Source organism: Micromonospora sp. NPDC005173, from assembly GCF_040608515.1.
Taxonomy (GTDB): Bacteria; Actinomycetota; Actinomycetes; order Mycobacteriales; family Micromonosporaceae; genus Micromonospora.
This window is the reverse complement of sequence record NZ_JBEXIK010000049.1, coordinates 1-24223: the sequence shown is the minus strand read 5'-3', so window position 1 is coordinate 24223 and position 24223 is coordinate 1. Positions and strand designations below refer to the sequence as shown.

General features: G+C 69.4%; 23 protein-coding genes. 10 read left to right on the top strand and 13 right to left on the bottom strand.

The features are described from left to right. Complete coding sequence (locus ABZV00_RS31970; protein ID WP_355613156.1) at window positions 1-2502, top strand: DUF4132 domain-containing protein; 2502 nt, start codon at window positions 1-3, stop codon at window positions 2500-2502. A gap of 55 nt (window positions 2503-2557) precedes the next feature. Here the strand turns inward: ABZV00_RS31970 and ABZV00_RS31965 are convergent, their stop codons facing one another. From ABZV00_RS31965 to ABZV00_RS31945, 5 genes are read right to left on the bottom strand one after another with little or no spacing between them, the layout of a single operon-like run. Then, complete coding sequence (locus tag ABZV00_RS31965) at window positions 2558-3448, bottom strand: hydroxymethylglutaryl-CoA lyase (protein ID WP_355613154.1); 891 nt, start codon at window positions 3446-3448, stop codon at window positions 2558-2560. Between the two features lie 5 nt (window positions 3449-3453). Next, window positions 3454-4080 (bottom strand): isochorismatase family protein, encoded by a 627-nt coding sequence (locus ABZV00_RS31960; protein ID WP_355613152.1) that lies wholly within the window; start codon window positions 4078-4080, stop codon window positions 3454-3456. Continuing rightward, entirely contained in the window at window positions 4077-5948 is a 1872-nt protein-coding gene (locus tag ABZV00_RS31955; RefSeq protein WP_355613150.1) for a hydantoinase B/oxoprolinase family protein, read from the bottom strand. The genes ABZV00_RS31960 and ABZV00_RS31955 overlap by 4 nt, the downstream gene beginning before the upstream one ends. 2 nt (window positions 5949-5950) lie before the next feature. Then, window positions 5951-8026 carry a hydantoinase/oxoprolinase family protein gene (locus ABZV00_RS31950; protein ID WP_355613148.1) on the bottom strand — a complete coding sequence of 692 codons (2076 nt, stop codon included), beginning with the start codon at window positions 8024-8026 and terminating at the stop codon, window positions 5951-5953. Window positions 8027-8035: 9 nt separating this feature from the next. After that, window positions 8036-9235 (bottom strand): CoA transferase, encoded by a 1200-nt coding sequence (locus ABZV00_RS31945; protein WP_355613146.1) that lies wholly within the window; start codon window positions 9233-9235, stop codon window positions 8036-8038. 156 nt (window positions 9236-9391) lie between these two features. Here ABZV00_RS31945 and ABZV00_RS31940 point away from each other — a divergent pair, with 156 nt between their 5' ends. Continuing rightward, window positions 9392-10096, top strand: coding sequence for a GntR family transcriptional regulator (locus ABZV00_RS31940; protein ID WP_355613144.1), 705 nt, complete (start codon window positions 9392-9394; stop codon window positions 10094-10096). A gap of 77 nt (window positions 10097-10173) precedes the next feature. Here ABZV00_RS31940 and ABZV00_RS31935 read toward each other — a convergent pair whose 3' ends face one another. Continuing rightward, entirely contained in the window at window positions 10174-12021 is a 1848-nt protein-coding gene (locus ABZV00_RS31935) for a glycoside hydrolase family 15 protein (protein WP_355613193.1), read from the bottom strand. Window positions 12022-12276: 255 nt separating this feature from the next. On the opposite strand from ABZV00_RS31935, the gene ABZV00_RS31930 reads away from it, so the two are divergent. Then, on the top strand, window positions 12277-12669 hold the full coding sequence (locus tag ABZV00_RS31930; protein ID WP_355613142.1) for a nuclear transport factor 2 family protein: 393 nt from the start codon (window positions 12277-12279) through the stop codon (window positions 12667-12669). 147 nt (window positions 12670-12816) lie between these two features. Here ABZV00_RS31930 and ABZV00_RS31925 read toward each other — a convergent pair whose 3' ends face one another. The 5 genes from ABZV00_RS31925 to ABZV00_RS31905 form a co-directional block, all read right to left on the bottom strand. Next, the gene (locus ABZV00_RS31925) at window positions 12817-13668 is read right to left on the bottom strand and encodes an SDR family oxidoreductase (RefSeq protein WP_355613192.1); all 852 of its coding nucleotides are present in this window, start codon (window positions 13666-13668) and stop codon (window positions 12817-12819) included. A 78-nt stretch (window positions 13669-13746) separates the two neighbouring features. Next, the gene (locus ABZV00_RS31920) at window positions 13747-14718 is read right to left on the bottom strand and encodes an NAD(P)-dependent alcohol dehydrogenase (protein ID WP_355613140.1); all 972 of its coding nucleotides are present in this window, start codon (window positions 14716-14718) and stop codon (window positions 13747-13749) included. Further along, the gene (locus ABZV00_RS31915; RefSeq protein WP_355613138.1) at window positions 14715-14948 is read right to left on the bottom strand and encodes a helix-turn-helix transcriptional regulator; all 234 of its coding nucleotides are present in this window, start codon (window positions 14946-14948) and stop codon (window positions 14715-14717) included. Before ABZV00_RS31915 ends, ABZV00_RS31920 begins: the two co-directional genes overlap by 4 nt. After that, the gene (locus ABZV00_RS31910; RefSeq protein ID WP_355613136.1) at window positions 14942-15370 is read right to left on the bottom strand and encodes a hypothetical protein; all 429 of its coding nucleotides are present in this window, start codon (window positions 15368-15370) and stop codon (window positions 14942-14944) included. The genes ABZV00_RS31915 and ABZV00_RS31910 overlap by 7 nt, the downstream gene beginning before the upstream one ends. Window positions 15371-15549: 179 nt before the next feature. After that, window positions 15550-16020: a PLAT/LH2 domain-containing protein gene (locus ABZV00_RS31905; protein ID WP_355613134.1), complete on the bottom strand. Its 471-nt coding sequence runs from the start codon at window positions 16018-16020 to the stop codon at window positions 15550-15552. 192 nt (window positions 16021-16212) lie between these two features. Between ABZV00_RS31905 and ABZV00_RS31900 the strand changes: the two genes are divergently transcribed. Further along, window positions 16213-19047, top strand: coding sequence for a BTAD domain-containing putative transcriptional regulator (locus tag ABZV00_RS31900; protein WP_355613132.1), 2835 nt, complete (start codon window positions 16213-16215; stop codon window positions 19045-19047). A gap of 117 nt (window positions 19048-19164) precedes the next feature. Here ABZV00_RS31900 and ABZV00_RS31895 read toward each other — a convergent pair whose 3' ends face one another. Beyond that, on the bottom strand, window positions 19165-20076 hold the full coding sequence (locus tag ABZV00_RS31895) for an NADP-dependent oxidoreductase (RefSeq protein ID WP_355613130.1): 912 nt from the start codon (window positions 20074-20076) through the stop codon (window positions 19165-19167). A 147-nt stretch (window positions 20077-20223) separates the two neighbouring features. Here ABZV00_RS31895 and ABZV00_RS31890 point away from each other — a divergent pair, with 147 nt between their 5' ends. The 4 genes from ABZV00_RS31890 to ABZV00_RS31875 all read left to right on the top strand — a co-directional run bounded on the left by ABZV00_RS31890 (window position 20224) and on the right by ABZV00_RS31875 (window position 22878). Beyond that, a complete protein-coding gene (locus tag ABZV00_RS31890) occupies window positions 20224-20703 on the top strand; it encodes a MarR family winged helix-turn-helix transcriptional regulator (protein ID WP_355613128.1) in 480 nt (159 codons plus the stop codon). Between the two features lie 401 nt (window positions 20704-21104). Next, on the top strand, window positions 21105-21647 hold the full coding sequence (locus ABZV00_RS31885) for a TetR/AcrR family transcriptional regulator (RefSeq protein WP_355613126.1): 543 nt from the start codon (window positions 21105-21107) through the stop codon (window positions 21645-21647). A gap of 30 nt (window positions 21648-21677) precedes the next feature. Further along, window positions 21678-21977, top strand: a complete 300-nt coding sequence (locus tag ABZV00_RS31880) for a hypothetical protein (RefSeq protein ID WP_355613124.1) — start codon at window positions 21678-21680, stop codon at window positions 21975-21977. Window positions 21978-22143: 166 nt separating this feature from the next. After that, window positions 22144-22878, top strand: coding sequence for a zinc-binding dehydrogenase (locus ABZV00_RS31875; RefSeq protein ID WP_355613122.1), 735 nt, complete (start codon window positions 22144-22146; stop codon window positions 22876-22878). Window positions 22879-23011: 133 nt separating this feature from the next. On the opposite strand, the gene tnpA is transcribed toward ABZV00_RS31875, so the two are convergent. Continuing rightward, window positions 23012-23443 (bottom strand): IS200/IS605 family transposase, encoded by a 432-nt coding sequence (gene tnpA, locus ABZV00_RS31870; RefSeq protein WP_355613120.1) that lies wholly within the window; start codon window positions 23441-23443, stop codon window positions 23012-23014. A 23-nt stretch (window positions 23444-23466) separates the two neighbouring features. On the opposite strand from tnpA, the gene ABZV00_RS31865 reads away from it, so the two are divergent. Beyond that, window positions 23467-23880, top strand: a complete 414-nt coding sequence (locus tag ABZV00_RS31865; RefSeq protein WP_355613118.1) for a hypothetical protein — start codon at window positions 23467-23469, stop codon at window positions 23878-23880. After that, the coding region (locus ABZV00_RS31860) for a hypothetical protein (protein ID WP_355613116.1) at window positions 23877-24223 on the top strand (347 nt) is incomplete at its 3' end. The genes ABZV00_RS31865 and ABZV00_RS31860, both read left to right, overlap by 4 nt.

Here is a 24223-nt window from a genome sequence, read left to right as displayed (position 1 = left end):
GTGGACGTACCGGAGATGTACGCCGACGAGGTCCGTCGCCAGCGAGACGCCCTGTGGGGGATGGTCGACGAGGCCTCGGCCTTGGCGAAGGCCGATGACCTGCCGGGTCTGGGGGCCCACGCCAAGGAGATCCGGCGTGGGTTGGAAGCCGGCAACAGCATTGACCGTACCGGTGGACATCTGGACTCGAACGTCGGTGACATCTACGCGGCGCTGGACGGCATCTACGATGCGGCGTTTCCGGTGCAGAACCCCGACGATCCGGCAGACGTCCTGGAAACGTCGTGGCCGACCGCCAGCCGTACGGCCCTGCTCGCCTCCATCGTGGATCACGTGGGCTGGCCGAAACCACCGCTTGAGCCCCTGGCCGACCGCGCAATCGCCGCCAACGACGTTCACCTGCTGCGGCTGCTGGTCCTCACTCCGCTGGGCCGCGCGAGTCGGGAGACCGTGGTCCGGGTCCTGGACGCTCTGCACGAGGTGGGCGCGCTCGATGTCGAGATCATCGAGCAGGCGTTCACCGACGACGAGTACCTGGGCAACGCCATCGTCGGACGCTCCCCGGCGGACGGCGCCGAACGGTCGATGCCCCACGCGTGCACGCCCGCTGTGCGCGACTACTTCGACGAGGTGGCCTGGCGCCTGACCTCGCCACCCGAGCCCGAGTGGGCCGCGCTACCCGAGGTGCTGGTGCCACGAGGCCTGCGGTTCGTGCTCCGGGCCATGGAGCGACCAACGGATCGCCGGATGGCCGTGCGCCTCGGCGCCGCCGAGCTGACCGATGGCGAGCGGACGGCGCTGGTGGAACACCTGCGCGATCGGCCGGCAGAGGAGCGGCGGTACGCCTTCGACCTACGGCTGCCGGCGGGTGACGCCGGGGTGCTGCTGCCACTGCTCGGGCTGCCCGGCGCGGAGCCGCTGCTGCGGCTGGTGCGGGCGACCTCCACAACGGAGGCTGTGCGGCAGGACAGGATCGCCATCCTCGCTGCCGTGCGGCAGGCCGGCGTCGACGGTGCGCGCCGGCTGCTGCGGATCTGCCCGAGCGAGATCGTCTCCGCTGCGCTGGGCTGGAACCGCGCAGCCGTCTCCAAGCGCGTCAAACACAACGCGCTGGCGGGCATCGCCGCTTTCGGCCTGCTGCCGCTGGCCGACGGGGAGACGGTGCTCGACCGCTACATGGCGTTGCGGGAGGTGGCGAAGCGGGGTCCGAAGCTGGGTCCGAACCGCAGGCACAGCCACGCCGCCGCGGTCGCCGTCGCCCTCGACCATCTCGCCCAGGTGACCGCTTTCCCAAACGCTGAGCGCCTGGAGTGGGACTGCGAGGCCCGCATCGCCACTGAGACGCCCGGCGAGTGGCACCTCGGCGACTACACCGTCGCGCTGCGGCTGTCCGATGCCGAGCCGCTCATCACCATCAGCAAGGCAGGCAGGCAGCTGACGTCGGTGCCGGCTGCCGTACGCACCGACCCGCGGTACGCCGAGGTCCGCGAACACCAGGAACGGCTGCGCGATCAGGCCCGCCGCATACGTACCGGGCTGATCGAGCGACTCGTCGCCACCGGCGGCACCCTCGCGCCTGACGAGCTCGCCCGCCTGCGGAGCCTGCCAGCCGGCGCGGTGATGCTCCCCGCGCTGATCTGGCAGGACCAGGTGGGCACGATTGGCTTGCTCGACCAGGTCGACCTCGACGGTCCGGTCACCGTGGTGCATCCGTCGCTGTTGTACGAGCGGGGCCTGCTCGCCCACTGGCAGGCGGAGGTCGTCCGGCACCGGATCCGACAACCCGTGAAGCAGGCCTTCCGGGAGCTGTATCTGTTGACTCCGGCCGAACGCGACGCTGTCGACGTGTCGCGACGGTTCGCCGGACACACGGTCGACGGCAAGGTGTCGGGTCAGCTGCTGTCCGGGCGCGGCTGGTCGACTCATGGCCAGTATCAGGAGCACCAGGCAACCCGGCCGGTCACCACCGAGATCACCGCCGCGCTGGTCTGCGACCTGCCCGGCTATTTCGGTGGGGGAGAGGTGGTCGTCGGCGAGTTGCGTTTCCTGGCCGCAGGCTCGGTCGTCCCCCTGGCCGACGTGCCGCCGGTGGCGTTCTCCGAGGTCATGCGGGATCTGGACCTCGTCGTGTCGGTCGCCGGGATCGACCCGGCCGGGTACGCCTCACCGCTACACGGGGCGAGCCGGGCCCATTTGCTGGCCAGCCTGGTCGATGATATCGGGCTGGCCCGGGTGACCGTCGACGGCACGTCGGCCGTGGTCCGTGGCTCCCGGGCCACCTATCGAGTGCACCTCAACAGCGGCAGCATTCACGTCGAGCCCGGTGGCTACCTGTGCGTGGTACCAGCCTCGTTCGGCGGTACGGCCCATCCCAGCCTGTTCCTGCCGTTCGCCGACGAGGACCGGATCACCAGCATCATTCTCAGCAAGGTGCTTCTGCTCAACGAGGACGAGAAGATCACCGACCCGACGATCCTGGCCCAGCTTGGTCCACGGGCCTGACCGTAGGTGACGCTGGATGGTCAGACCTCGTCGGGCAGGTGCCCTCGGCGCAGGCTCAGGCGGGAAAACCGCCCGCCCGGAGCAGAGCGCCCGGGAGTTGATTGCCGAGCCTCCGTTCCAGCCAGGACGCGGCCGAGGTGACCTCCTCCAGGTTCAGGCCGGTGGGCTGCCCCATCCGGTCGAAGAGGTAGACGAGGTCCTCGGTGGCGACGTTTCCGGTCGCCGCCGGCGCGAACGGGCAACCGCCTGCTCCGCCGATGCTGGCGTCGAGGGTCGTGACGCCTGCCTGGACCGCCGCGACCGCGTTGGCCACGCCGGTGTGCCGGGTGTCGTGCAGGTGCAACCGCAGCGGTGTCCGGGATTCCGTGACCTCCCGGGCGAGCGCCAGCCGATCGGTGACATCGGAGGGTACGGCCACCCCGATGGTGTCGGCGAGAGCCAGCTCATCCGGGCCTGCGTCCCGCACCCGGGTGAGCACCTCCCGCAGCCGGCTCAGCGGGACCTCACCTTCGAACGGGCATCCGAACGAGGCGCCGATGGTCACCGTCGCGAACACCCCTGCCACGCGGGCCGCCTGCACCAGCGCCGCCGCCGTGTCACAGGCCTGTGCCGTGGTCATGCCCTGGTTGCGGCCACAGAAGGTGTCCGTGGCCACGACGACGACGTTGATCTCGTCGACGCCCGCGGCCAGAGCTCGGTCCAGGCCGCGGCGGTTCATCACCAGGCCCGCGTACCGGACGCCGTCGTGGCGGGGAACCGCGGCCATCAGCTCGTCCGCGTCCGCCATCTGCGGAACGCGGGCGGGGTTGACGAAGCTGGTCACCTCCACTCGCCGGGCACCCGCTCGTACCGCCCGCTCGATGAGCTCGATCTTGTCGGCGGTGGTGAGTAGCGTCGCCTCGTTCTGCAGGCCGTCGCGGGGCGAGACCTCGATAATGTCGATCATGGCTGTCATCGTTCCTCCGACAGGTACGCGACGGCACTGGCCTCGCTGATCACCTCGGCGTACTTGGCCTGCAGGTCGGACAGGCTCGCCTCGTGCGGGCCGGTGGCGCGGTCCGCCACCGCCTCCCGGACCACCAGCGGGACGAGCCCGTGCTGCATCGCGTCCACCGCGGTAGCGCGGACACAACCGCTCGTGCTCACGCCGACCAGCACGACGGTGTCGATGCGCTCCGCCCGCAGGGTGGAAGCCAGCGACGTGCCGAAGAAGGCGCTGGCGTACTGCTTGACCAGCACCAGTTCATCCTCGGCGGGGGAGACCTGCGGCATCAGCTCTCCCATCGCGCCACCGCCGGAGAAGAGCTGCCGAAGGGCGGTGACCTTCCGGACGAACAGGCCTCCGTCGACACCGCCGGGCCCGTACGCGACGCGGGTGTGCAGCACGGGAAGCCGGTGGTCGCGGGCCGCGGCGATGACCCGGCCAGCCGACTGCAGGCAGTCCGCTGACGGCAGGCACAGTGGGCTGGCCGGGTCGAAGTAGGCCCGCATCAGGTCGATGACGAGCACGGCGGGACGGGCCCCGGGCAGGAGCGCGCCCCCGAATCCGTCGTCGCTGCTGTCCGGCACGGGGCTCATCGGGCGACAGGCGGCCGAGGAGCAGGAAGACCGGTCTCCTCCAGGCACCGGTCCAGGATGGTCTCCATCGGCGGCCCCATGTCGAAGGTGGGCAGTGGGTCCGGGCGTCCGTGGCGCCGTTCGGCCCGTACCTCCTCGGTGGCCGCGACGTCGACGGTGCCGGCCTCGTCGCAGACCACGCCGAAGCGGCGGGCACCCGAGGGGGTGACCAGGCCCCGGCGGACCTCGAGGCCGACGAGTTCCGGGTCGCGGGCGAGTGGGTCACCCCAGCCGCCGCCACCCCAGGTGACGAAGTGCAGCACGTCTCCGGGAGCCACGGGCACGTCGTGCACCTTGCTGCCCAGGATCTCGGTGCCGCCGTCGGCGCGTACGAGCCACTTACGGCCGCGGGCACCGGGCTCGCCACCGTTGACCCCCCACGGATAGGTGAGCCAGCGGTCGTCGTGGATCGCGATCGTGCCGGCCTCCAGGAACCGGTAGGCCACGTCGACGCCGTTCCCGCCGCGATGGAGCCCAGCACCGCCGGTGTCAGCGATGGTCTCCCAGCGTTCGATCCGTAGGGGGTAGTACGACTCCAGGTACTCGCACGGGATGTTGACGAACGACGGCCACAGCGAGTGGCCGTCCGGGCCGTCTCCCACCGGCCGGCCGGGAATCCCGCCGAATCCGATCGAGTACAGCTGGAACCACTCGCCCTTGCGCTCACCGGGCCCGTAGGTGCCCGAATACATGAAGTGCGGCGATGACGAGAAGCCGGCCGCGTTGAGCAGCCCCGGGTTCGTCTGACCGAGCAGGCCGCCGAACAGGTCGAAGACGCGACCGATGCCGTGGTTTCGCGCGTTGAGGGCGGCGGGGTACTTGGGCTTCCAAAACGAGTCGTCGGGGATCGTGACGTCGACCAGCGGGTAGAAGCCGTCGTTCCAGAGGATCTGCGGGTCGGCGACGGTGATCATGTAGATCCCGAAGAACATCCGGACGAGGTTCTCGTTGATGTAGTAGTTGATCGGACCCTGCGCCTGTGGGCTGCTGCCGGTGAAGTCCAGCAGCACCTTGTCACCGGTACGGGTCAGGCTGAGCTTGAGCTCGTAGGGGCCGTAGCCGAGGCCGTCGTCGCAGATGTAGTCGGTGAACGACAGCGTCTCGCCCTCCTTGAAGACCGCCCCGAGCAGGGTCTTCATCGCCCGGTAGTTGCGGTCCAGGAGCTGGTCGAGCGCGGAGTTGTAGGTGTCCACCCCGAACCGGGCGCACATCTCCTGGACCCGCCGGGAAGCGGTCCGGCACGCCGCGACGATTCCGTTCAGGTCGGCGCGGTTCCAGTCGGGCTTACGCACCTGGTTGAGGATGATCCGCAGGGCGTCCTCGGCGAGCTCGCCCTTCTTGTACAGCTTGAAGGGCGGGATCACCACGCCCTCCTCGAAGATGGTGCGGGCGTCGGTCGGCATCGACGCCGGCGACTTGCCGCCGACGTCGGACATGTGCCCGAACATCGCCGCCCAGCCCACGATCCGGCCCTCGAAGAAGATGGGCAGCACCACGAGCCAGTCGTTCGCGTGGCTGATCGCCGCGCCGCAAGAGTACGGGTCCGACGTCAGCAGGACGTCGCCCTCCTCGATGTCGCCATCGAAGTTCTCCAGGAAGTCGGGGATGGACAGCCCGAACTGTCCCACCATCATCTTGCCTTCGGGGTTGGCGATCAGCGGGAACTCGTCGTGCTGTTCACGGATCCCCGGTGACAGCGCGGTCCGGAAGAGCACCTCGTCCATCTCGTAGCGGGCGTTGCGCAGCCCGTTCTCGATCAGGTCGAGGGTGACGACGTCGACATCCACGGAGCGAAGTGGTCCGGTAGCGGTCTCGATGAGGCGTGCCATGGTCAGTTCTCCCTGTGGCTGTCGACGGGGCGGATGAGGAGGCTGCCGCTCGGGTGCACCGCCGCCGTGTGTCCGGGCAGCACGAGGGTGGTGGAGTCCATCTCGGTGATGATCGCCGGACCGGGCACGACGTTGCCCGCTCGCAGCAGGGCCCGGTCGTAGCCCCCGGCCTCCACTTCGGCGCCCTCGACCCAGATGCGGTGGTGGGCCCGCAGCGCGGGGCTCGGGTCCGCGTCACCGTGCTCCAGTTCGGGCGCGGCGACCTCGGGTCGGGGACCGTGAGCGGTGGCCCGGACGGTCACCAGCTCGTGTTCGGCATCGAGAACGAAGGAGAACAGTCGCTGGTGATCGGCGTCGAACGCCGACCGCAGGGCCGCGAGCCCACCGCCGGTCCCGTCGAAGGTGTCGATGTCGATGGCCACCGGGATCTCGAAGCCCTGTCCGTGGTACCGCAGGTCGGCGGAGTAGACCACGCGCTGCTCATGCTCGGGGACGCCCTGCTCGGTGAGTGTGGAGCACGCCTTGCTCGCGAGTTCGGTGAGTATCGCGTGCAGGCGCTCGTCGGTGAGGTCGTTGAAGCGGCGCACCAACGTCCGCACCGACTCGTCGCGCAGGTTGGTCGTCGCGTCGCCGTAGGCGCACAGCACTCCCGGCGACGGCGGGATGATCACCGGCCAGGCCCCGGTCAGTTTGCCGAGCGCGTTGGCATGGAGCGGGCCGGCCCCACCGAAGGCCACCAGCGCGTAGTCGCGCGGGTCGAAGCCCTGCTGCACCGACACCAGCCGCAACGCCCCGAACATGTTCTCGTTGACGATGTCGACGATGCCTGCGGCGGCGGCCTCGACCGACTCCAGCCCGGTGGCGTCAGCGATCGACTTCACCGCGGCTCGTGCCGCCGCACGGTCCAGCCTGATCTCGCCTCCGGCCAGGTCGGTGGGCAGGTAGCCGAGCACCACGTTCGCGTCGGTCACCGTCGGCTGGTCACCGCCCGCCGCGTACGCGGCCGGACCGGGTGCGGCGCCGGCCGACTGCGGCCCTACCCGCAGCGCCTGGGTCAGCGGTGGTACGTGGGCGATGGATCCGCCCCCGGCACCCACGGTTCGTACGTCGACGGAGGTGGCGCGGACCTTGAGGCTCCCGACGGTGGTCTCCCGACCCACCCGCGGCGTGAGCCCCTGAACAAGGGCGACGTCGGTGGAGGTGCCGCCCATGTCGAAGGTCAGGAAGTCCGGGTAGCCGGCCTGCTCCGCCACCCAGGTCGCGCCGGTCACCCCGCCGGCGGGACCGGACAGCAGCAGGTTCACCGGGTTGTCCGCGGCGACGGCCGCGGAGACCAGACCACCGTCACTGCGCAGGATGCACAGCCGGCCGTCCACCCCGGACTCGCGCAACTGCGCCTCGAGGTTCGCCACGTAGCGCGCCACCTGCGGCTGCACGGCCGCGTTCGCCACGGTGGTGATGGTCCGCTCGTACTCGCGAAGCTCCGGCAACACCGAGGTCGACAGCGACACCGGTACGCCCGGAAGCTCCTCGGCGGACAGTTCGGCCACGCGGCGCTCGTGCTGCGGATTGGCGTAGGAGTTGATCAGGCTGACGCTCAATGCCTCGATGCCCTGCGCGCGTAGCTTGCGCAACTTCGCACGGACGTCAGCCTCGTCGAGTTCGGTCACCACCGCGCCGTCGGCGCCGATCCTGCCGACGACCTCCACGGTGTCCTCCAGGGCCGCCAGCGGCTCCGGCTTCGGCCAGATGATCCAGCCGGCCAGGCCACCCGGCACGAAGGACCGGGCGATCTGCAGCACCTGCCGGAAGCCGTCGGTGGTGACCAGCCCGACCCGGGCGCCCTTGCCCTCAAGGATCGCGTTCGTGGCGACCGTGGTGCCGTGGAACACTTCAGTGATCTCCGACATGGGCACGCCGGCGGCCTCGCAGGCCCGCTCGATGCCACGCAGCACCCCGATGGACTGGTCCTCGGGCGTGGAGGAGGTCTTGGCGCGGTAGGTCTCTCCGGTCGCCTCGTCGATCAGCAGGATGTCGGTGAACGTTCCCCCCACGTCCACGCCGAGTCGGTAGGTCATGGTTCCTCCTCAGATGACGCCGGCAGAACGCAGCGACGCCATCGCGTCGTCGTCGAGCTCCAGCAGGTCGCGATAGATGTCGTCGTTGTGCTCGCCGAGCTCGGGGCCGACGTGCCGGACCCGTCCAGGGCTGTCAGAAAGCTTGGGTACGACGTTGTGCATGGCGAACTCCCCCAGACCGGGGTGGGTCAGTCGGACGATCGCCTCGCGCGAGGCGAAGTGTGGGTCCTCGAGCATGTCCCTGGCCCTGAAGATGCGGCCTGCCGGAACGCCATGGGCGTGCAGCCGCTCGAGCAGCTCGTCGGACGCGCACGTCGAGCTCCATTCGGCGATCAGGCCGTCCAATTGCTCCATCCACCGCCCTCGGGCGCTGTGGGTGGCGTACTTCTCGTCGGTGGCCAGCTCCGCTCGCCCCATCGCCTCGGCGAGCCGGCGGAACACCGTGTCCTGGTTCGCCGCGATCAGCACCATCTCGCCGTCGGCCGTCGGGTAGACGTTGCTCGGGGACACGTTCGGAAGGGTCGTTCCGGTCCGCTCCCGCTGGTAGCCGGCGATCTGGTATTCGGGGATGAGCGACTCCATCATCGCCAGCACGGCCTCGTAGATGGCCGAGTCCACCACCTGGCCTCGACCGGTACGTCCGCGCTGGTGCAGCGCCACCAGGGTGCCCAGGCAGGCGAACGTCGCCGCCAGCGAGTCGCCCAGGGAGACGCCGGCCCGGGCCGGGGGGCGGTCGGGGTCGCCGGTCACGTACCGGATTCCGCCCATCGCCTCACCGATCGATCCGTATCCGGCACGTGACGAGTACGGGCCCGTCTGCCCGAAGCCGGTCACGCGGGTGACGATCAGGCCGGGGTTGATCTCCCACAGCTGTTCCGGGGCCAACCCCCAGCGCTCCAGCGTGCCGGGCCGGAAGTTCTCGATCAGCACGTCCGCCCGCGCGATGAGCCGGCGTACCAGGTCCTGACCCTGCTCGGTCCGCAGGTTCGCGGTCACGGACTTCTTGTTCCGCGCCACCACCGGCCACCAGAGCGACTTGCCGTACGGCTTCTCGCGCCCCCATTGCCGCATGGGGTCACCCTGACCCGGGTCCTCGACCTTGATCACCTCGGCGCCGAAATCACCCAGGAGTTGACCGCAGAACGGCCCCGCCAGCAGCTGGCCGAGTTCGATCACCCGGATGTCGTCAAGCGGCAGTGGAGTGGTCATGCGCCCCTCAATCAGCGTCTCTTTGCATGCAATCAGCAGGTCTGTGACTGTCGTTACAGCACGTTGTGCTGGGAAAGTAGGCTTCTGCTCATCCGGTGTCAATGCCTGGCGGGTTGATTGCATACAACCAGCCGTGTTGCTACGGTGCCGAGCATCATGAGTGACCACACGCAGCTGCGGGAGGCCGACAACGGCCACGCAGCCGACGATGCCTATCGGCTGATCCGGGAACAGATCCTGTCCGGGCAGCGGTCGGCCGGTGAGTGGCTCCGTGAGGGCGAGCTGGCCGAGTCGATCGGGGTGAGCCGGACGCCCGTCCGGGAGGCGCTCAGACGCCTGACCGCGGAGGGACTGGTCCGCCACGAACGCAACCGCGGCGTGCAGGTCCAGGCATGGAGCATCCACGATCTCGACGAGATCTTCAGCCTGCGGTCCGTGCTCGAGCCGTGGGGCTGCCGACTGGCGGCCACCAGGGGCACCATCGACGTGGACGCGCTAGACGCGCTGGCCCACCGGATGGACGAGGTCGCGCCGGACGGACGACCGACCGACGTGGACGAGCTCACCGAGCTGAACAACCGGTTCCACCGGATGATCCTCGAGGCGTCCGACAACAGCCGACTGGCCGGCGTCGTCTCCTCGGTGATCCAGATGCCGCTCGTCTGGCGCACCTTCTCCCGGTACACCCCGGACGCGCTGCGCCGTAGCCTGGCTCACCACCACGAACTGGTGGCAGCCCTGGCCGCGCCCGACCCCGACTGGGCGGAGTCGGTCATGCGCAGTCACGTGCGCGCGGCGTGGCATTCCATCCGCCTGCGAGACGGCGGCGACCAGGCACCTGACCCGGAACTGCCGAAGTAGGTCAGCACGACCGCAGGTCACCCGCCACTCTGATCAGCCCTCTTTCGGGGGCGAGCGCGTCTGGGGCTGAGGACGCTCTACTGGCGGCGCCGGGCGTCGGCCTGGGCGTCGAGCAGGTCGTTCAGCGCCAGCGCCGAGTTGATCAGGGAGAGGTGGCTGAACGCCTGCGGGTAGTTGCCGATCTGCTCACCGGTCGCGGCGATCTCCTCGGCGTACAGGCCGAGATGGTTGCTGAAGGTGAACATCTTCTCGAAGGTGAGCCGGGCGTCGTCCAGACGGCCGGAGCGGGCCAGCGCCTCGACATACCAGAACGTGCACATGTTGAAGGTGCCCTCGTGGCCGGGAAGGCCGTCGGGGGAGTGGATCGGGTCGTACCGGTGGACCAGGCTGTCGGAGACCAGTTCGCGCTCGATCGCGTTCAGGGTGGACTGCCAGAGGGGGTCGCTCGGCGTCACGAAGCCGACCGCCGGCATGGAGAGCAGCGCCGCGTCCAGCACGTTCTCGTCGTACGCCTGCACGAAGCTGCCCCGTTCCCGGTTGTATCCGCGGGCCATGACCTGGTTGTAGATCCGGTTGCGTTGCTCGGCCCAGCCGGTGATGTCGCCGGGGCGGCCGGTGCGGGTGGCGAGGCGGATGGCCCGGTCCAGCGCCACCCAGGACATGACCCGGCCGAAGGTGTAGTTGCGGGGGTGGTGGCGGCTCTCCCAGATGCCGGCGTCGGCCTGGTCCCAGTGTTGGCACAGCCAGTCGACGAGCCGGACGGTGCTCTTCCACACCTGGTGCGAGACGCGGATGCCCTGCTCGTCGGCGAGATGCATGGCGTAGAGGGCCTCGCCGTGGATGTCGAGTTGGAGCTGGTCGGCGGCGCCGTTGCCGATCCGCACCGGTCGGGAGCCGCGGTAGCCCTCCAGGTGGTCGAGGATCTCCTCGTGCAGATCGGAGGAGCCGTCCACCCGATACATGATCTTCAGTGGGTCCTGGTGGTCACCGGCCTCGCGGATCCGCTCGTCCAGCCAGTTCATGTACCGGCTGACCTCTTCGGTGAAGCCGAGGCCGAGCAGCGCGTGCACCGAGAACGACGTGTCGCGTACCCACGTGTAGCGGTAGTCCCAGTTGCGGGTGCCGCCGACCAGCTCGGGCAGCGCGGCGGTGGGCGCGGCGATCATCGCGCCGGTCGGCGCGTACGTCATGAGCTTCAGCGTGATGGCCGAGCGCTCGACCATCTCCCGCCACCGCCCGGTGTAGCGGGAGCGCTCGACCCAGCGCCGCCAGTAGTCCCGGGTCCACTCGAACATCCCCTGGACCTCTGCCGGCGCGATGATCCGTGGCTCCGTGCCGGCCGTCTCCAGGACCACCCCACCGGTGTCACCCTCGTTCAGGGTGCCGTACACGACCAGGTCGTCGTCCTCCAGGTGGATGTCGCCTCCCTGCGACATCAACTGCCGCACCGGGTCAACCGGGTTGAAGGTGAGCACCGCCGACCGGCTGCGGAAGACGTACCCATTGCGGTGGCGCTCCAGTTGGTGCTTCTCCCGGGCGTAGTCGAACCGGGGCCGGCACTCCACCCGAAACCGCATGCTGCCCCGGACCATGTTGACCATGCGGACCAGGCGGTGCGCGTCAACGGCCTGATCGCCGGTGACCGGCATGAAGTCCATCACCTCGGCGACGCCGTCCGCGCTGATGAATCGGGTGATCAGGATCGGAGTGCCAGGCAGGTAGAGCTGCTTGGTGACGTACCGGACATCGTGCGGGGCGATGCGAAAGTAGCCACCCCGCTCGTGGTCCAGCAGCGCGGCGAAGATGCTCGGCGAGTCGAAGCGCGGCGCGCAGAACCAGTCGATCGTCCCGTCGCACGTCACCAGCGCGGCGGTCTGCAGGTCTCCGATGAGCCCGTGATCCTCGATCGCCGGATAGCTCTCCACGTCGCCCCCAGGTCTCGACACACCTCCTGCGCAGTAACCTAAGCGAGGAATTGTCAAGTTTGGGCCGATTCGTGGTCAGCCACCCTCTCGCGCGTTCCGCACTATTACCCCACGGGGCGTGCTGAGATCCACTGCGGCGCGCAGGTCCGCTCCGCGGCCGTCACGCTTGACACCGGCGGCTGGTTGACGAGTGCATGCCCGCAGCTAGCCGGTTCTCGCCGCCTGCCCGCCCCGCCGATGGCAAGGTGGATGTCCATGGACAGGAAGCACGTCGCCGATTGGCTCGCCGCCTATGAGCAGATTTGGCGGACGCCGGGCACGGACGCGCTGGCAACGATCTTCACCGAGGACGCGAGCTACCAGCAGGGGCCGTACTGGACGCCCGTCGTCGGCCTGCCGGCCATCGCCCGGATGTGGGAACAGCAGCGCAAAGGTCCCGACGAGGTGTTCCAGATGACCAGCGAGATAGTCGCGGTTGACGGCGACACCGCGGTGTCACGCCAGGAGGTCCGCTACGGCGACCCGGTCGACCAGGAGTACCGCGACCTGTGGATCATGCGATTCGCCGACGACGGACGTTGCCGGTCGTTCGAGGAGTGGCCGTTCTGGCCGGGACAACAGCCGGCCAACCCGCCGGATGGATCGTGACCCGAGGAACTTGCTACGCCGGGCGACGGCCGCTGTGCTCCACGGCTCGATCATCAGAGGGCTGGCCAGCCAAGGCGCACCGACCCGGTCGTGCACCGTTGACGTCGCGGCCCGTCCCTTGGTCCGGCTTCCGGTCGTCTTTGTTGGTTACCGGCCTGGGCCAAGGCCAGCAAGTTCTTCGCTGAGCGCCCACAACCTCGCGGCAGCCCGGGCGTCTCTGGCCAGAGCGCTCGGCTCGGCAGGCTTGCACTTGACGAAGTAGCCGCCGGTTACGTCGGCGATCTCCGGCGAACTGGCAAGGTATACCGAGGTCTCGGCACCGGTTGCGGGGCCGGGCTGAATACGCAGGACGAGCCGCACAACCGCGCCGAGCGCGCCGGTGACGTCGCGGCCGAGGGCGGTACGCACGAAGCCGGGATGCAGACAGTTTGCGGTGACTCCGGTGCCGGTCAGACGCCTGGCCAACTCGACGGTGAACAGGATGTTCAGCAGTTTCGAGAGGGGATAGGTCTGCGCATGCCCGGCCTGCGCGCCGTGGGGCAGGTCATCCCACGGGATTGTCCGGGCCTGCTTGTGGGCGGCGGACGAGACCGTGACCACCCGTGCGGGAGCGCTGCGCTCCAACAGCCCACGCACCAGGTTGGTGAGCAGGAACGGCCCCAGATGGTTGGTCGCGAACGTAGTCTCCAACCCATCGGCGGTCAGCTGCCGGCGCATCGAGATCACGCCAGCGTTGTTGACCAGGACATCGAGCCGGTCGTACCGAGCCATGACCTCGTCGGCCAGCCGGCGTACCTGCGCCAGGCTCGACAGGTCCGCGGTCACGGTCTCGATCTGCGCGAGCGGTACGTACCGGCGGATCTCGTCGCGGGTCGTCTCACCGCGTGCCGCGTCGCGGGCGACAATGATCACGGTAGCGCCGAGCATGGCCAACCGCAGCGCCGTCTCCTTGCCGATCCCGCTGGTCGCGCCGGTTACCAGGCAGGTCTTGCCCGACATCGTCCTCACACGATCTCCATACAGGACATTCAAGAGCAGAACACCGACAGCATCCACCATCGGCGGGCGGCCGGCGCGCTACACGGTGACGACGACCTTGCCCGCCGGGTGACCCTGGGCGAGGTAACGGATCGCGTCGGGCGCGTCGGCGAGAGCGTAGGTGCGGTCGATGACCGGGGTGACCGAGCCCGACTCGATGAGCGGGGTCAGTTCCTCGAGGTCCTCGTAGCGCTCCCGAGCGGTCACGCCACATACCCGCTGACCGCCGAACAGTGAGAGCAACGGCGCAGCCATCTGGCGCTGGAAGCCGCCGAGCAGCCAGCCCTTGGCGTGTCCGCCGCCGACGAGGGCGATCGTCCCACGCGGCGTGAGTGCGCGCCGGAGCAACGACAACGGCCGGTTGCCCGCGGTGTCGATGATGATGTCGTACTGCGCACCGCCGCGGTCGATCTCGTGCTGGGTGTAGTCGATGACGTCCTCGGCACCGATGGAACGCACCAGCTCGATCTTCGAGGTGCTGCAGACGCCGGTCACGCGTGCCCCGTACACCTTGACAAGCTGGACGGCGAACGACCCGACCCCTCCGGCCGCGCCGGTGACCAGCACCCGCTGCCCGGGCTGCACCCGGGCGTCGCGGACGCTCTGCAGCGCCGTCACCGCGGAGATGGGCGTCGCCGCCGCCTGCACGAAGGTGAGGTTGGCCGGCTTGGGCGCCAGCCGGTGCTGCCGCGCCGTCGCGTACTCGGCGAACGAGCCGCTCCCGCAGGTGCCGAACACCTCGTCGCCGGGACGCAGGCGGGTCACGCCGGCGCCGACCGCCGCCACCACACCGGCGACGTCCCGGCCGAGCACCGCCACCTTGGGTCGGCGCAGCCCGACCGCGAGGCGCACGGCCATGGGTCGGCCGGTCATGAGGATCCACACGCCCGGGTCCACGCCGGCGGCGCGCACCTTGACGAGCACCTCGTCCTCGCCGATCGAGGGCGTGTCGATGTCGCGGAGGTCGAGCACGTCGGCCGGGCCGTACCGGTCGCGGGCGATCGCTTTCATGACTTCTCCTCGGGGGAGTCGGGGTACTGGAACACGTCGTCGAGCGGAACGCGGAACACCCGGGCGATCCGGAAGGCCATCTCCAGCGAAGGCGAGTAGCGGCCCTGCTCGATGGCGATGAGGGTCTGTCGGGTGACGCCGATGCTCTCGGCGAGTTCGGCCTGGGTCATCTCGCCGTGCGCGAAGCGCAGCGCGCGGATGCAGTTGGTCACCTGCGTCGGCTTCACCACTGGGGGAAGCCCCTGCGGTACACGATGACCTTCGTGATGCCGCCGAGTACCGCCGACAGCACGAAGCAGAGGTAGACCACGTTGGCGATCCAGAACCGGTCCCAGTCCGCCATCGCCATGAGCATCGCCGCGACCGCGCCGACGACGACGAACGACTGGCCGACGTGGTCGCCGAGCCGCCCGATGTCGCGGTCCCGCACGTCCCTGGTGCGGGACGCGCCTGGATTCACGATGGCCATGCCGATCTCGGCCACGATCGACGCGACGATGGCCGCGCCGACCGTCCACAACAGGGTGCTCGCGTACGGCACATCAGGCAGCGAGCGTCCGTCCGCGCGGCTCGCGATGACGGCCACGTAGGCGGAGTAGCCGAGCACGGCGACGAACAGCCCGATCCACGCGCGTTTCTCGTCGTGCGTCATGATCAGCCCCTTCGGTGTCTAGAATCTTTGACACCAGCAAGGTAGCGAATCTTTGACTTCGTGTCTAGAGAGCTTTACATCAATCTCGGGCAGGAGCACGGCGGCGTCCCCGGCCGTCAGTCGGCCGGGGACACCTTCGTAGCTGAGGTTGCACCGCGATCACTGGATCGGATTCGACCTCACGGGCAGTCGAACCAGCGGGTTTCCTCGCCGTCGCCGTAGTAGGCGTTCATCGGGCAGCGGTACCAGGTCCCGGTGGCGTGCGCGTAGATCTGCGCGTACTCCGGGTACCACTCGGAACCATTACTGCCCTTGTAGACGCCGATGAAATCAGGGCGTCCGATGTCGAACCACGAGAATGGCCCGAAATAGTCGTTGCTGTTGCGCTCGAAGTTGTCCGCCGAGTTGTCGAGGTTGACGTAGCCGGGAGACTCGGCGAGCGTGCCGTACACCTTCATCCGCACGGTGGCGTCGGTGCCGGCCCCGTCGATGTTCGCGGTGTGCACGAAGATCGTGTACTTCTGAACAGCGTTGATGCCGATGCCGCCGGCCTTGGCGGCCGGGGCCGCGCTGGCGGCGGTACCGCCACCCAGCGCCATCATCATCATGACGAGCGCGCCCCCGACCGCGATTGGGATCCGAAATCTCATGCTGACTTCCTCCTGCTGAAAAGTGTGGATGATTTCTGCTGTTGCAGTTGACGAACTCTGACAGCGGCCGCTGTTGCGCGGCTGACGTGGCGCTGAAATGCCGGCACCGTCCGGTGTCCGACTGAGCCGTCCAGAGCACTTGTCCCGTCGATAACCTGAGCCGAATACAGTGGTTGAGGCGGGGGCGGACCAATGCGAGTCAGGCTTCTCGGACCGGTCGACGTGGCCGAAGGCACCACGGCCGGTTCGGTCTCCGGAATCCGGCGCAAAGGCGTCCTCGCGGTGCTCGCCCTGCACCCGGGCGTGATCGTCAGCACCGACCGCCTGATCGACGTGATCTGGGGCGACCAGGCTCCCGCGACCGCGCCGAACAGCCTGCAGAGCCACGTTTCCTACCTACGGCGCATCATCGGCGCCCGGAGCGCGATCGTGGGTCGCTCTCCGGGGTACGTGCTGGATCTGCCGGGCGAGGCCACCGACGTGGAGGTGGCCGAGCGGCTCATCCGCGAAGGCACCCGGTCGACCGACCACGGGCACGCCCGCACGGTGCTGGCCAGCGCCCTTGAGCTGTGGCGGGGTCGATCGTTGGTCGACGTCGCCAGCTTCGACTGGCTGCACGAGCAGGCCGAACGCCTGGAACACCTGCGGCTGGTCGCGGTCCGGGCACTGGTCGACAGCCGACTGGCGCTCGGTGAGCACGCGCAGCTCGTACCGGAGCTGGAGCTGTTGACCCAGGAACATCCCCTCGACGAGCACATCCACGACCAACTCATGGTGGCGCTCTACCGGGCCGGCCGGCAGTCCGACGCACTCGCGACGTACCGGCGGTTGCGCCGCACGCTCCGCGACGACCTGGGCATCGAGCCGAGCCCGGCGTTGCGCAACCGGGAGAGCGCCATCCTGTCGCAGGACCCGGCGCTCGCCTGGTCCGCGCCGGCCGGCGAGGTGGTCGCGGTCGCGGTCCGGGCGTCCGCGCCAGCCCAACTACCCCCGGCGGTACGCGCCTTCGCAGGTCGTCGCGACGAACTGCGCTGGCTCGACGAACGACTCGGCCGGCCGGGTGAGCCCGATCCGCAGGCGATGGTCATCTCGGCCGTCTCCGGCACGCCGGGGGTGGGCAAGACCACGCTGGCCGTGCACTGGGCTCACCAGGTCGCCGACCGCTTTCCGGACGGCCAGCTCTATGTCAACCTGCGCGGCTTCGACGCCGGTGGGGCGGTGCTGGATCCCGCCGACGCGATCCGCGGATTCCTGGACGCTCTCGGCGTACCGGTGGAGTGCATTCCGGCTGGCCTGCCCGCCCAGGCCGCGCTGTACCGCAGCCTGCTGGCCGGCCGGCGGGTCCTCGTCCTGATCGACAACGCCCGCGACGCTGAGCAGGTCCGCCCACTGCTACCCGGCTCGGCCTGCTGCCTTGCCGTGGTGACCAGCCGCAACCAGCTCACCTCCCTGGTCGCCAGCGAAGGCGCCCAGCCGCTCGCTCTCGACCTGCTGCCCGCGGCCGAGGCCCGGGACCTGCTGGCCAGCCGGCTGGGCAGCGACCGGGTGGCCGGCGAGCCGACCGCCGTCGACCAGATCATCGCGAGCTGCGCCCGGCTGCCCCTCGCGCTGGCCGTCGCCACCTCGCGGGCCGCCACCCGCCCCGGCTTCCCGCTGGCGGCACTGGCCAGCGAGCTACGCGACGCGGCCGACGCGTTGGACGCCTTCGACGGCGGCGACCCGGCCACCGACGTACGCGCCGTCTTCTCCTGGTCCTACCAGGCGCTGAGCCCGGCGGCCGGCAGGTTGTTCCGGCTGCTGGGGTTGCACCCCGGTCCGGACATCGCGGTACCCGCGGCGGCCAGCCTGGCCGGCATTTCGCTGCGCCAGGCCCGGATGCTGCTGGCCGAGCTGGCCCGCGCCCACCTGCTCTACGAGCACGCGCCCGGCCGGCACGCGATCCACGATCTGTTACGCGTCTACGCGACCGAGCTGACCCACGACCTCGACAGCGACAGTGAGCGTCAGGTTGCTGTGCGCCGGGTGCTCGACTCCTACCTGCACGTCGCGTATGCCGGTGCCCGGCTACTCCAACCGTTTCGCGATCCGATCGACCTGGAGCCAGCCCGCCGTGGCGTCGCAGCGGTGGCGCCGGTCGATGCCGAGCAGGCGATGGCCTGGTTCATCGCGGAGCATCCGGTGCTGCTCAACGCCGTCACTCGCGCGGCCGACGACGGGCTGTACGCGCACGCCTGGCGGCTGGCCTGGACCATGGCCGACTTCTTCGACCGCAAGGGTCACTGGCAAGACTGGGCGGCGACTCACGAGACCGCGCTCACCGCCGCCGACCTGCTGGTCGACCGTCGGGCTGCCGCGAGCGTACGCCGTGGCCTCGGCCGTGCCCGCGCCCAACTGGGCCAGTTCGCCGAGGCGCACGCCCAGCTCCGGCAGGCGGCCCACCTGTACGCCCTACTGGGCGACGTGACCGGCCAGGCGCACGTTGCCCGGAGCATCGCCTGGGTCTGTTCCCGGCAGGGGCGTCATCGGGAGGCGTTGGCCCACGCCCAGCACGCACTCGAGCTGTTCGAAGCCGTCGGCGACCGCGCCCTGCAGGCCCGCGCCCTCAACTCGGTCGGCTGGCAGTTCGCCCAGCTCGGCGACCACGGTGCGGCCCTGCACCACTGTCGGCGGGCGCTGCGTCTGGTGCGCGAGGTGGGCGACCGGTTCGGCGAGGCCAACACCTGGGACAGCCTCGGCTATGCCCACCACCACCTCGGCGACTACCAGCAGGCCACCGCCTGTTACCAGCGGGCGGTGGAGCTGTTCCGCGACCTTGGTGACCGCTACTACGAGGCCGACACGCTCACCCACGCGGGGGAGAGCCACCAGGCGGCGGGCGACCCGGAGGCCGCCCGGCTCGCCTGGATGCGGGCGTTGGACATTCTCGGCGCGCTGGGCCATCCCGACGCCGACCGGCTCCGCGCCATCCTCCGCCGCCACCGCACCCACCCCCTCGTACGCTCCACAACCCCGTCACCCTGCGCCTGACCCGCCGATCGTGCAGATGCGACTTTGGCCATCGCGAGCCGGCCAGGCGAGCGCCGCAGCCAGGCGGCGTCGCGGCAGGTGTGGTCACTCACCCGGCAGGCGCGGCCGGGCGCGGGCTCAGGGAACCAGCACCACCTTGCCGCCGGCGTGACCGCCGTCGCTGAGCCGATGCGCCGCCGCGGCCTCCGCGAACGGGAAGATGGCGGCGACGGTGGCGGTCAGCTCACCGCGGACGAGCCGGTCGACGGCCGCCGCGAGGTCGGCTGCGGATCGCTGCTCCGGGCCGGCGGTGAACACAACGCCGAGCTGCTGAGCTGCGCCGTCGGCGATGGTGACGATGCGGTCGGTGCCGCCGCGCAGTTCGATGGAAGCTGGCAGCGCGTCCTTGCCCGCCACGTCCAGCACGGCGTCGACGCCGTTGGGGGCGAGGGCGCGTACCCGGTCGACCAGCCCCGGGCCATAGGTGGTGGGGGTGGCGCCGAGGTTACGGACTCGATCCTGGTTCGCTTCGCTGGCCGTGCCGATCACGGTGGCACCGCGGTCAGCCGCGAGCTGAACGGCGAGTTGGCCGACCCCGCCGCTCGCGCCGTGGATGAGCAGGGTGTCCCCGGCGCCGACGCCGAGCAGGTTGAGGGCGCGGGTCGCGGTCTCCACAGCGACCGGCAGCGCCGCGGCCGCCGAGAACTCCAGACCGTCCGGCAGCTTGCTGTAGGTGCTGGCGAGCGCGGACTCGCCGTACGCGCCGGCCGGGGAGTCGGCCCAACCGACCACCCGATCGCCGACCACGACGTCGGTTACCCCGTCGCCGAGGGCGTCTACGATGCCGGCCACGTCGGACCCGAGCACGGCGGGCAGCGGGGTCGGGAAGATCGCCTCCATCGCACCGCTGCGGATCTTGCCGTCGATTGGGTTGACCCCGGCGGCGCGGACCTGGACCCGGATCTGGCCCGGCCCGGGCACCGGCAGCGGCACCTCGGTGAGACCCAGGACCTCAGGTCCGCCGAACGCGTTGAATGTGATCGCCTTCATGATCGGCTCCTTGTTCTGCCTGAGGGCCTGGACGACCCTCTTCGAGAATTAGCTGTCTGCGACAGGTAAGCGCACTATCGAAAGCCGATATTTCCCGGCTACCGATGACTACAGTCACCACTGACCCCGACAGGTAATCTGGCGGTCGTGGACAGGGATGACATACCAGCCGGTCGCAGGCCACCGAGCGCTGCCGCAGGCGGGCCGGTCAGCTACGCCATCCTCCGGCTCGCCCGGATCCACCGGATACGCGCCGCTCAACTGCTCCGCCAGGTTGGCCTGCACCTCGGACAGGAGTTGCTGATGATGCGACTGTGGGAGTCCGGCCCGCAGCGGCAGGTCGACCTCGCCGTCGAGTTTGGCACCGACTCGGCAGGCATGACCCGGATCGTGCAGCGTCTCGAACGTGCCGGCTACGTACGCCGTGTGCCGGATCCTGATGACCGCCGGGCTACCCAGGTCGAACCCACGCCGGCCAGCCTCGCCCTGCGCAGTCAGGTGGAGCAGATTTGGACGGACCTGGAACAGTTCACCGTCGGCGGAATGGCCGCCGAGGAACAGCGCGAAGCTATCCGCGCCATGGAGCGGCTGGAGGGCAATCTGCTGGCGGCCCCCGCAGCCGAGTAGCGCTTTCCGACCACCGCAGGTCCACCCCTCGGTCGCAAGGCCCAGCAGGGTGTTCTGCCCAACACTTGAGGGTCGAGAGTTGCTCGGCCGCGTCGGTATGGCGGTACCGTATTTCCGTACCGGCCGCCTGCGTGGAACTCGGGCAGCGGCTGCCGTCGACCCGTCAGGGTGCGGTGGGCAACGTCGCTGCCGTTGACGGCATCCGGCCGGTGTCCAGCGCCGTAACCAGGTCGAGGGAAGCCTTCGCATGTCTCACCCTGCACGCATCCCGTCCGTGCTGGCCGTCGTCCCGCCCGGTGCGCCCGCCACCAGGACCGACAACATCCCGGCCCGGGTATAACGCCATGGCGATTCGGAGAAGACGTGCGGGCGGGGCGAAGCGGGCTGCCGTTCTGGAAGCCGTGGCAGATGTGCTCGCCGCTCGCGGATACGAGAACACGCGGTTCGCGGACGTGTCGGCGGCCAGCGGCGTCGCGATCAGCACGCTGCAGAACTACTTCGGTTCGCGCGCGGACATGATCATCGAGGCCATGGAGGTTTTCACCGACCGGGAAGTGGATGCCCTGGGAACGGCGGCCGCCGCCGAAGCCGATCCGTGGCGACGACTGGTCGCGCTGGTGGACCGGAGTCTGCACAACACGGAGAGCACTCGGCAGATCCTCGTCGAATTCTGGCGATCCGCCATGCGCGACGACGATCTCCGTAACTACAGCGCGGAAGTGCAGACGCGTTACCGGGCGCCTTTTGTGGCCGCCGTACGGGAAGGCAGTGAGCGAGGTGAGTTCACGATGGCCCACGACGCCGGGGCCGTAACGGATTTCCTCCTGTCGGCCCTGGCCGGGCTCATCATCTCTCGCGTCCAGCACCATCCCACGCCGTCGCCGACGGAGTACCGCGAGGTCCTGCTGACCCAGCTCAGGCTGATGCTGGGCGTCAGTGACTGATTTCCAACACCCGAACGAAGATCGAGGAGCATGACCACCGTCGAAATCACCCGGTTCCGCCTGCCCGCGGCACGCGCCGACGCTCTCCTGGCCGCGCGGCCCGCGATGCTGCGCGACTTCGAGACCGATCGCACCGGCTTCCTCGGCGCCCGACTCATCCGGCTGACCGCCGACGAATGGCTGGACATCGTCTTCTGGCGCTCGCCCGACGACTTCGCCGAGTCCCGGCGGCGGGGCGGCAACCTGCCCGCCATCCAGGCGTTCTTCTCGCTGATCGACGAGGTGATCAGCGTCGAGGAGGGCACCACCACCGAACCGGTAGGTGCGTGATGCGCGCGGCCTGGTACGACCGACAGGGCCCGGCGCGCGAGGTGCTCCAGGTCGGCCAGTTGCCCGATCCCTGGCCGGGTGAGGGCGAGGTCCGGGTCCGGGTGTCGGTTTCCGGGATCCACGTCGGCGACCTGGGCAAACGGCAGGGCTGGTGGGGGGATCCACCATGGCATTCCCCCGGGTCGTCCCGCACGGCGAGGGTGCGGGAGTGATCGACGCCGTCGGACCGGACGTCGATCCGTCCCGGATCGGCGAACGGGTGTGGGTCTACCTCGCCCAGTCGTACCGCCCATTCGGCACCGCCGCCGAATACACCGTGGTGCCCGCTCGGCACGCGGTAACGCTGCCCGCCGACGTGCCGTACGAACAGGCGGCCGGACTCGGCATCCCGGGCATCACCGCCCACCGGGCGATCTTCGCCGACGGGCCGGTGACCGGCCAGCGGGTACTCGTCACCGGAGCCCTCGGCGCGGTCGGCCGGGCCGGGTTGGCGGTGGCCCGCCGGGGCGGCGCCACCGTGATCGCAACGGTACGCACCCCGGACCAGGTCGAACAGGCACTGGCCGCAGGAGCGCACCACGCGGTCGACGCCGCTGGCGGCGACCTGGTCGCCCGAATACTCGAACACACCGGCGGGGAACCGATCGACCGGGTGGCCGAGCTGGCGTTCGACGTCAACCTGGCGACCAACCTGGAAATCCTCCGGTACGGCGGTGTGATCGCCACCTACGCCACCGGTGCGGCCGAGCCACGCATTCCGTACTGGCCGCTCGGCTTCAAGAACATCACGGTCCGGTCCCTCAGCAACGATGACTTCCCGGGACCGGCGAACGAGGCGGCCGCGACCGAACTGACAGCCGCGCTGGTCGCCGGTGACCTGCACTACCCAATCGCCGCCTGAGCGGCACGGACCATTGGAACGACCATGATCTGGGCAGCCGGCTTCCGTACCGCAGCCATCAGTCCCTACGAGCAACTCCAGTTCAACTGGATTAGCGAGGAATCCTGGCCCTTCAGGGCCGGGAGGAATGGCGTCACGGACCGGGATGTTTCTGCCCTTTGATGTAGTCCTTGATCATTTCCAGTGGGGCGCCGCCGCAGGACGCGGCGAAGTACGAAGGGGACCATAGGTGCCCGTGGATGATGTGCCGGTTGATCCGGTCGGTGAACTCCTTGCGTAGGTAGTGCGTCGAGACGGCCTTGAGTCGGTTGACGAGCGTGGAGATCGGCAGCTTGGGTGGGTAGTGCACGAGCAGGTGGACGTGGTCGTCCTCGCCGTTGAACTCGCGCAGCTCGGCGCCCAGGTCGGCGCAGACCTGCCGCATGATCTGTTCGCAGTGGGTGAGCATCGTGTCGTTGAGGACGTCCCGCCGATACTTGGTGACGAAGACAAGGTGTACGTGCAGGTTGTAGACAACGCTTCTACCTCTGCGAATATTCGGGTCCGGGGTCCATCGTGGTGACATAGATAAGATGATATGGTGTGGGCGTGCCTGCGAAACTGGACAAGGTCGTGAAGCCGAGATGGGCGGCCAAGGTCCTCGGCATCGACTACGCGGACCTGCCGAAACTCGACCGCCCCTGGACCCAACGGGACGTGCGGTCGCTGCGTGACAGCAGGCCGGACTGGCTGACCGATGCGCGACGCCGCCACGCGGCCAGCGTACAGCAGGCCAGCGAGGCGCGGGCAGCGGAGCTGGACGTCGCACTGGCACGTCTCGGGTACGACGCGCCGGACCTCGGCACCGTCGACCAGGCGGTGCTGTACATCGACGGCGCCCTGACCCACCTGATGATCGAGACACGCTGCTCCGAGGACGAAGCTGACCGGGCCGCGTGGCGCCGCTGGCCGACGTCGATGGCAGCCGAAGAGGACTACGCGGACGACGAAGACGCCTGGTGAAGATTGTCGTGCAGGTCCGGCTGTTCCCGGACGCCGCTGCGCAGGCGGCGTTGAGGGCCACTCTGGACCTGTGCAACGACGCCGCGAACGTCGCTTCCGGGTTGGCGTACCAGCGGCGGGTGTTCGCCAAGCAGTCGTTGCAGCGGCTCACCTACGGCCAGTTGAAGGACATGGGTCTGTCCGCGCAGCCCGCCATCCACGTCGCCCGGAAGGTATCCGGCGCGTACGCCACCCTGAAGGCCAACATCCAGGCCGGCAACCTCGGCAAGCCAGCCTCGAAGAGGCGTCAGGCCGCCGAGGGCAAACCGATCCGGTTCCGTCGCGACGCGGCGCAGCCGTTCGA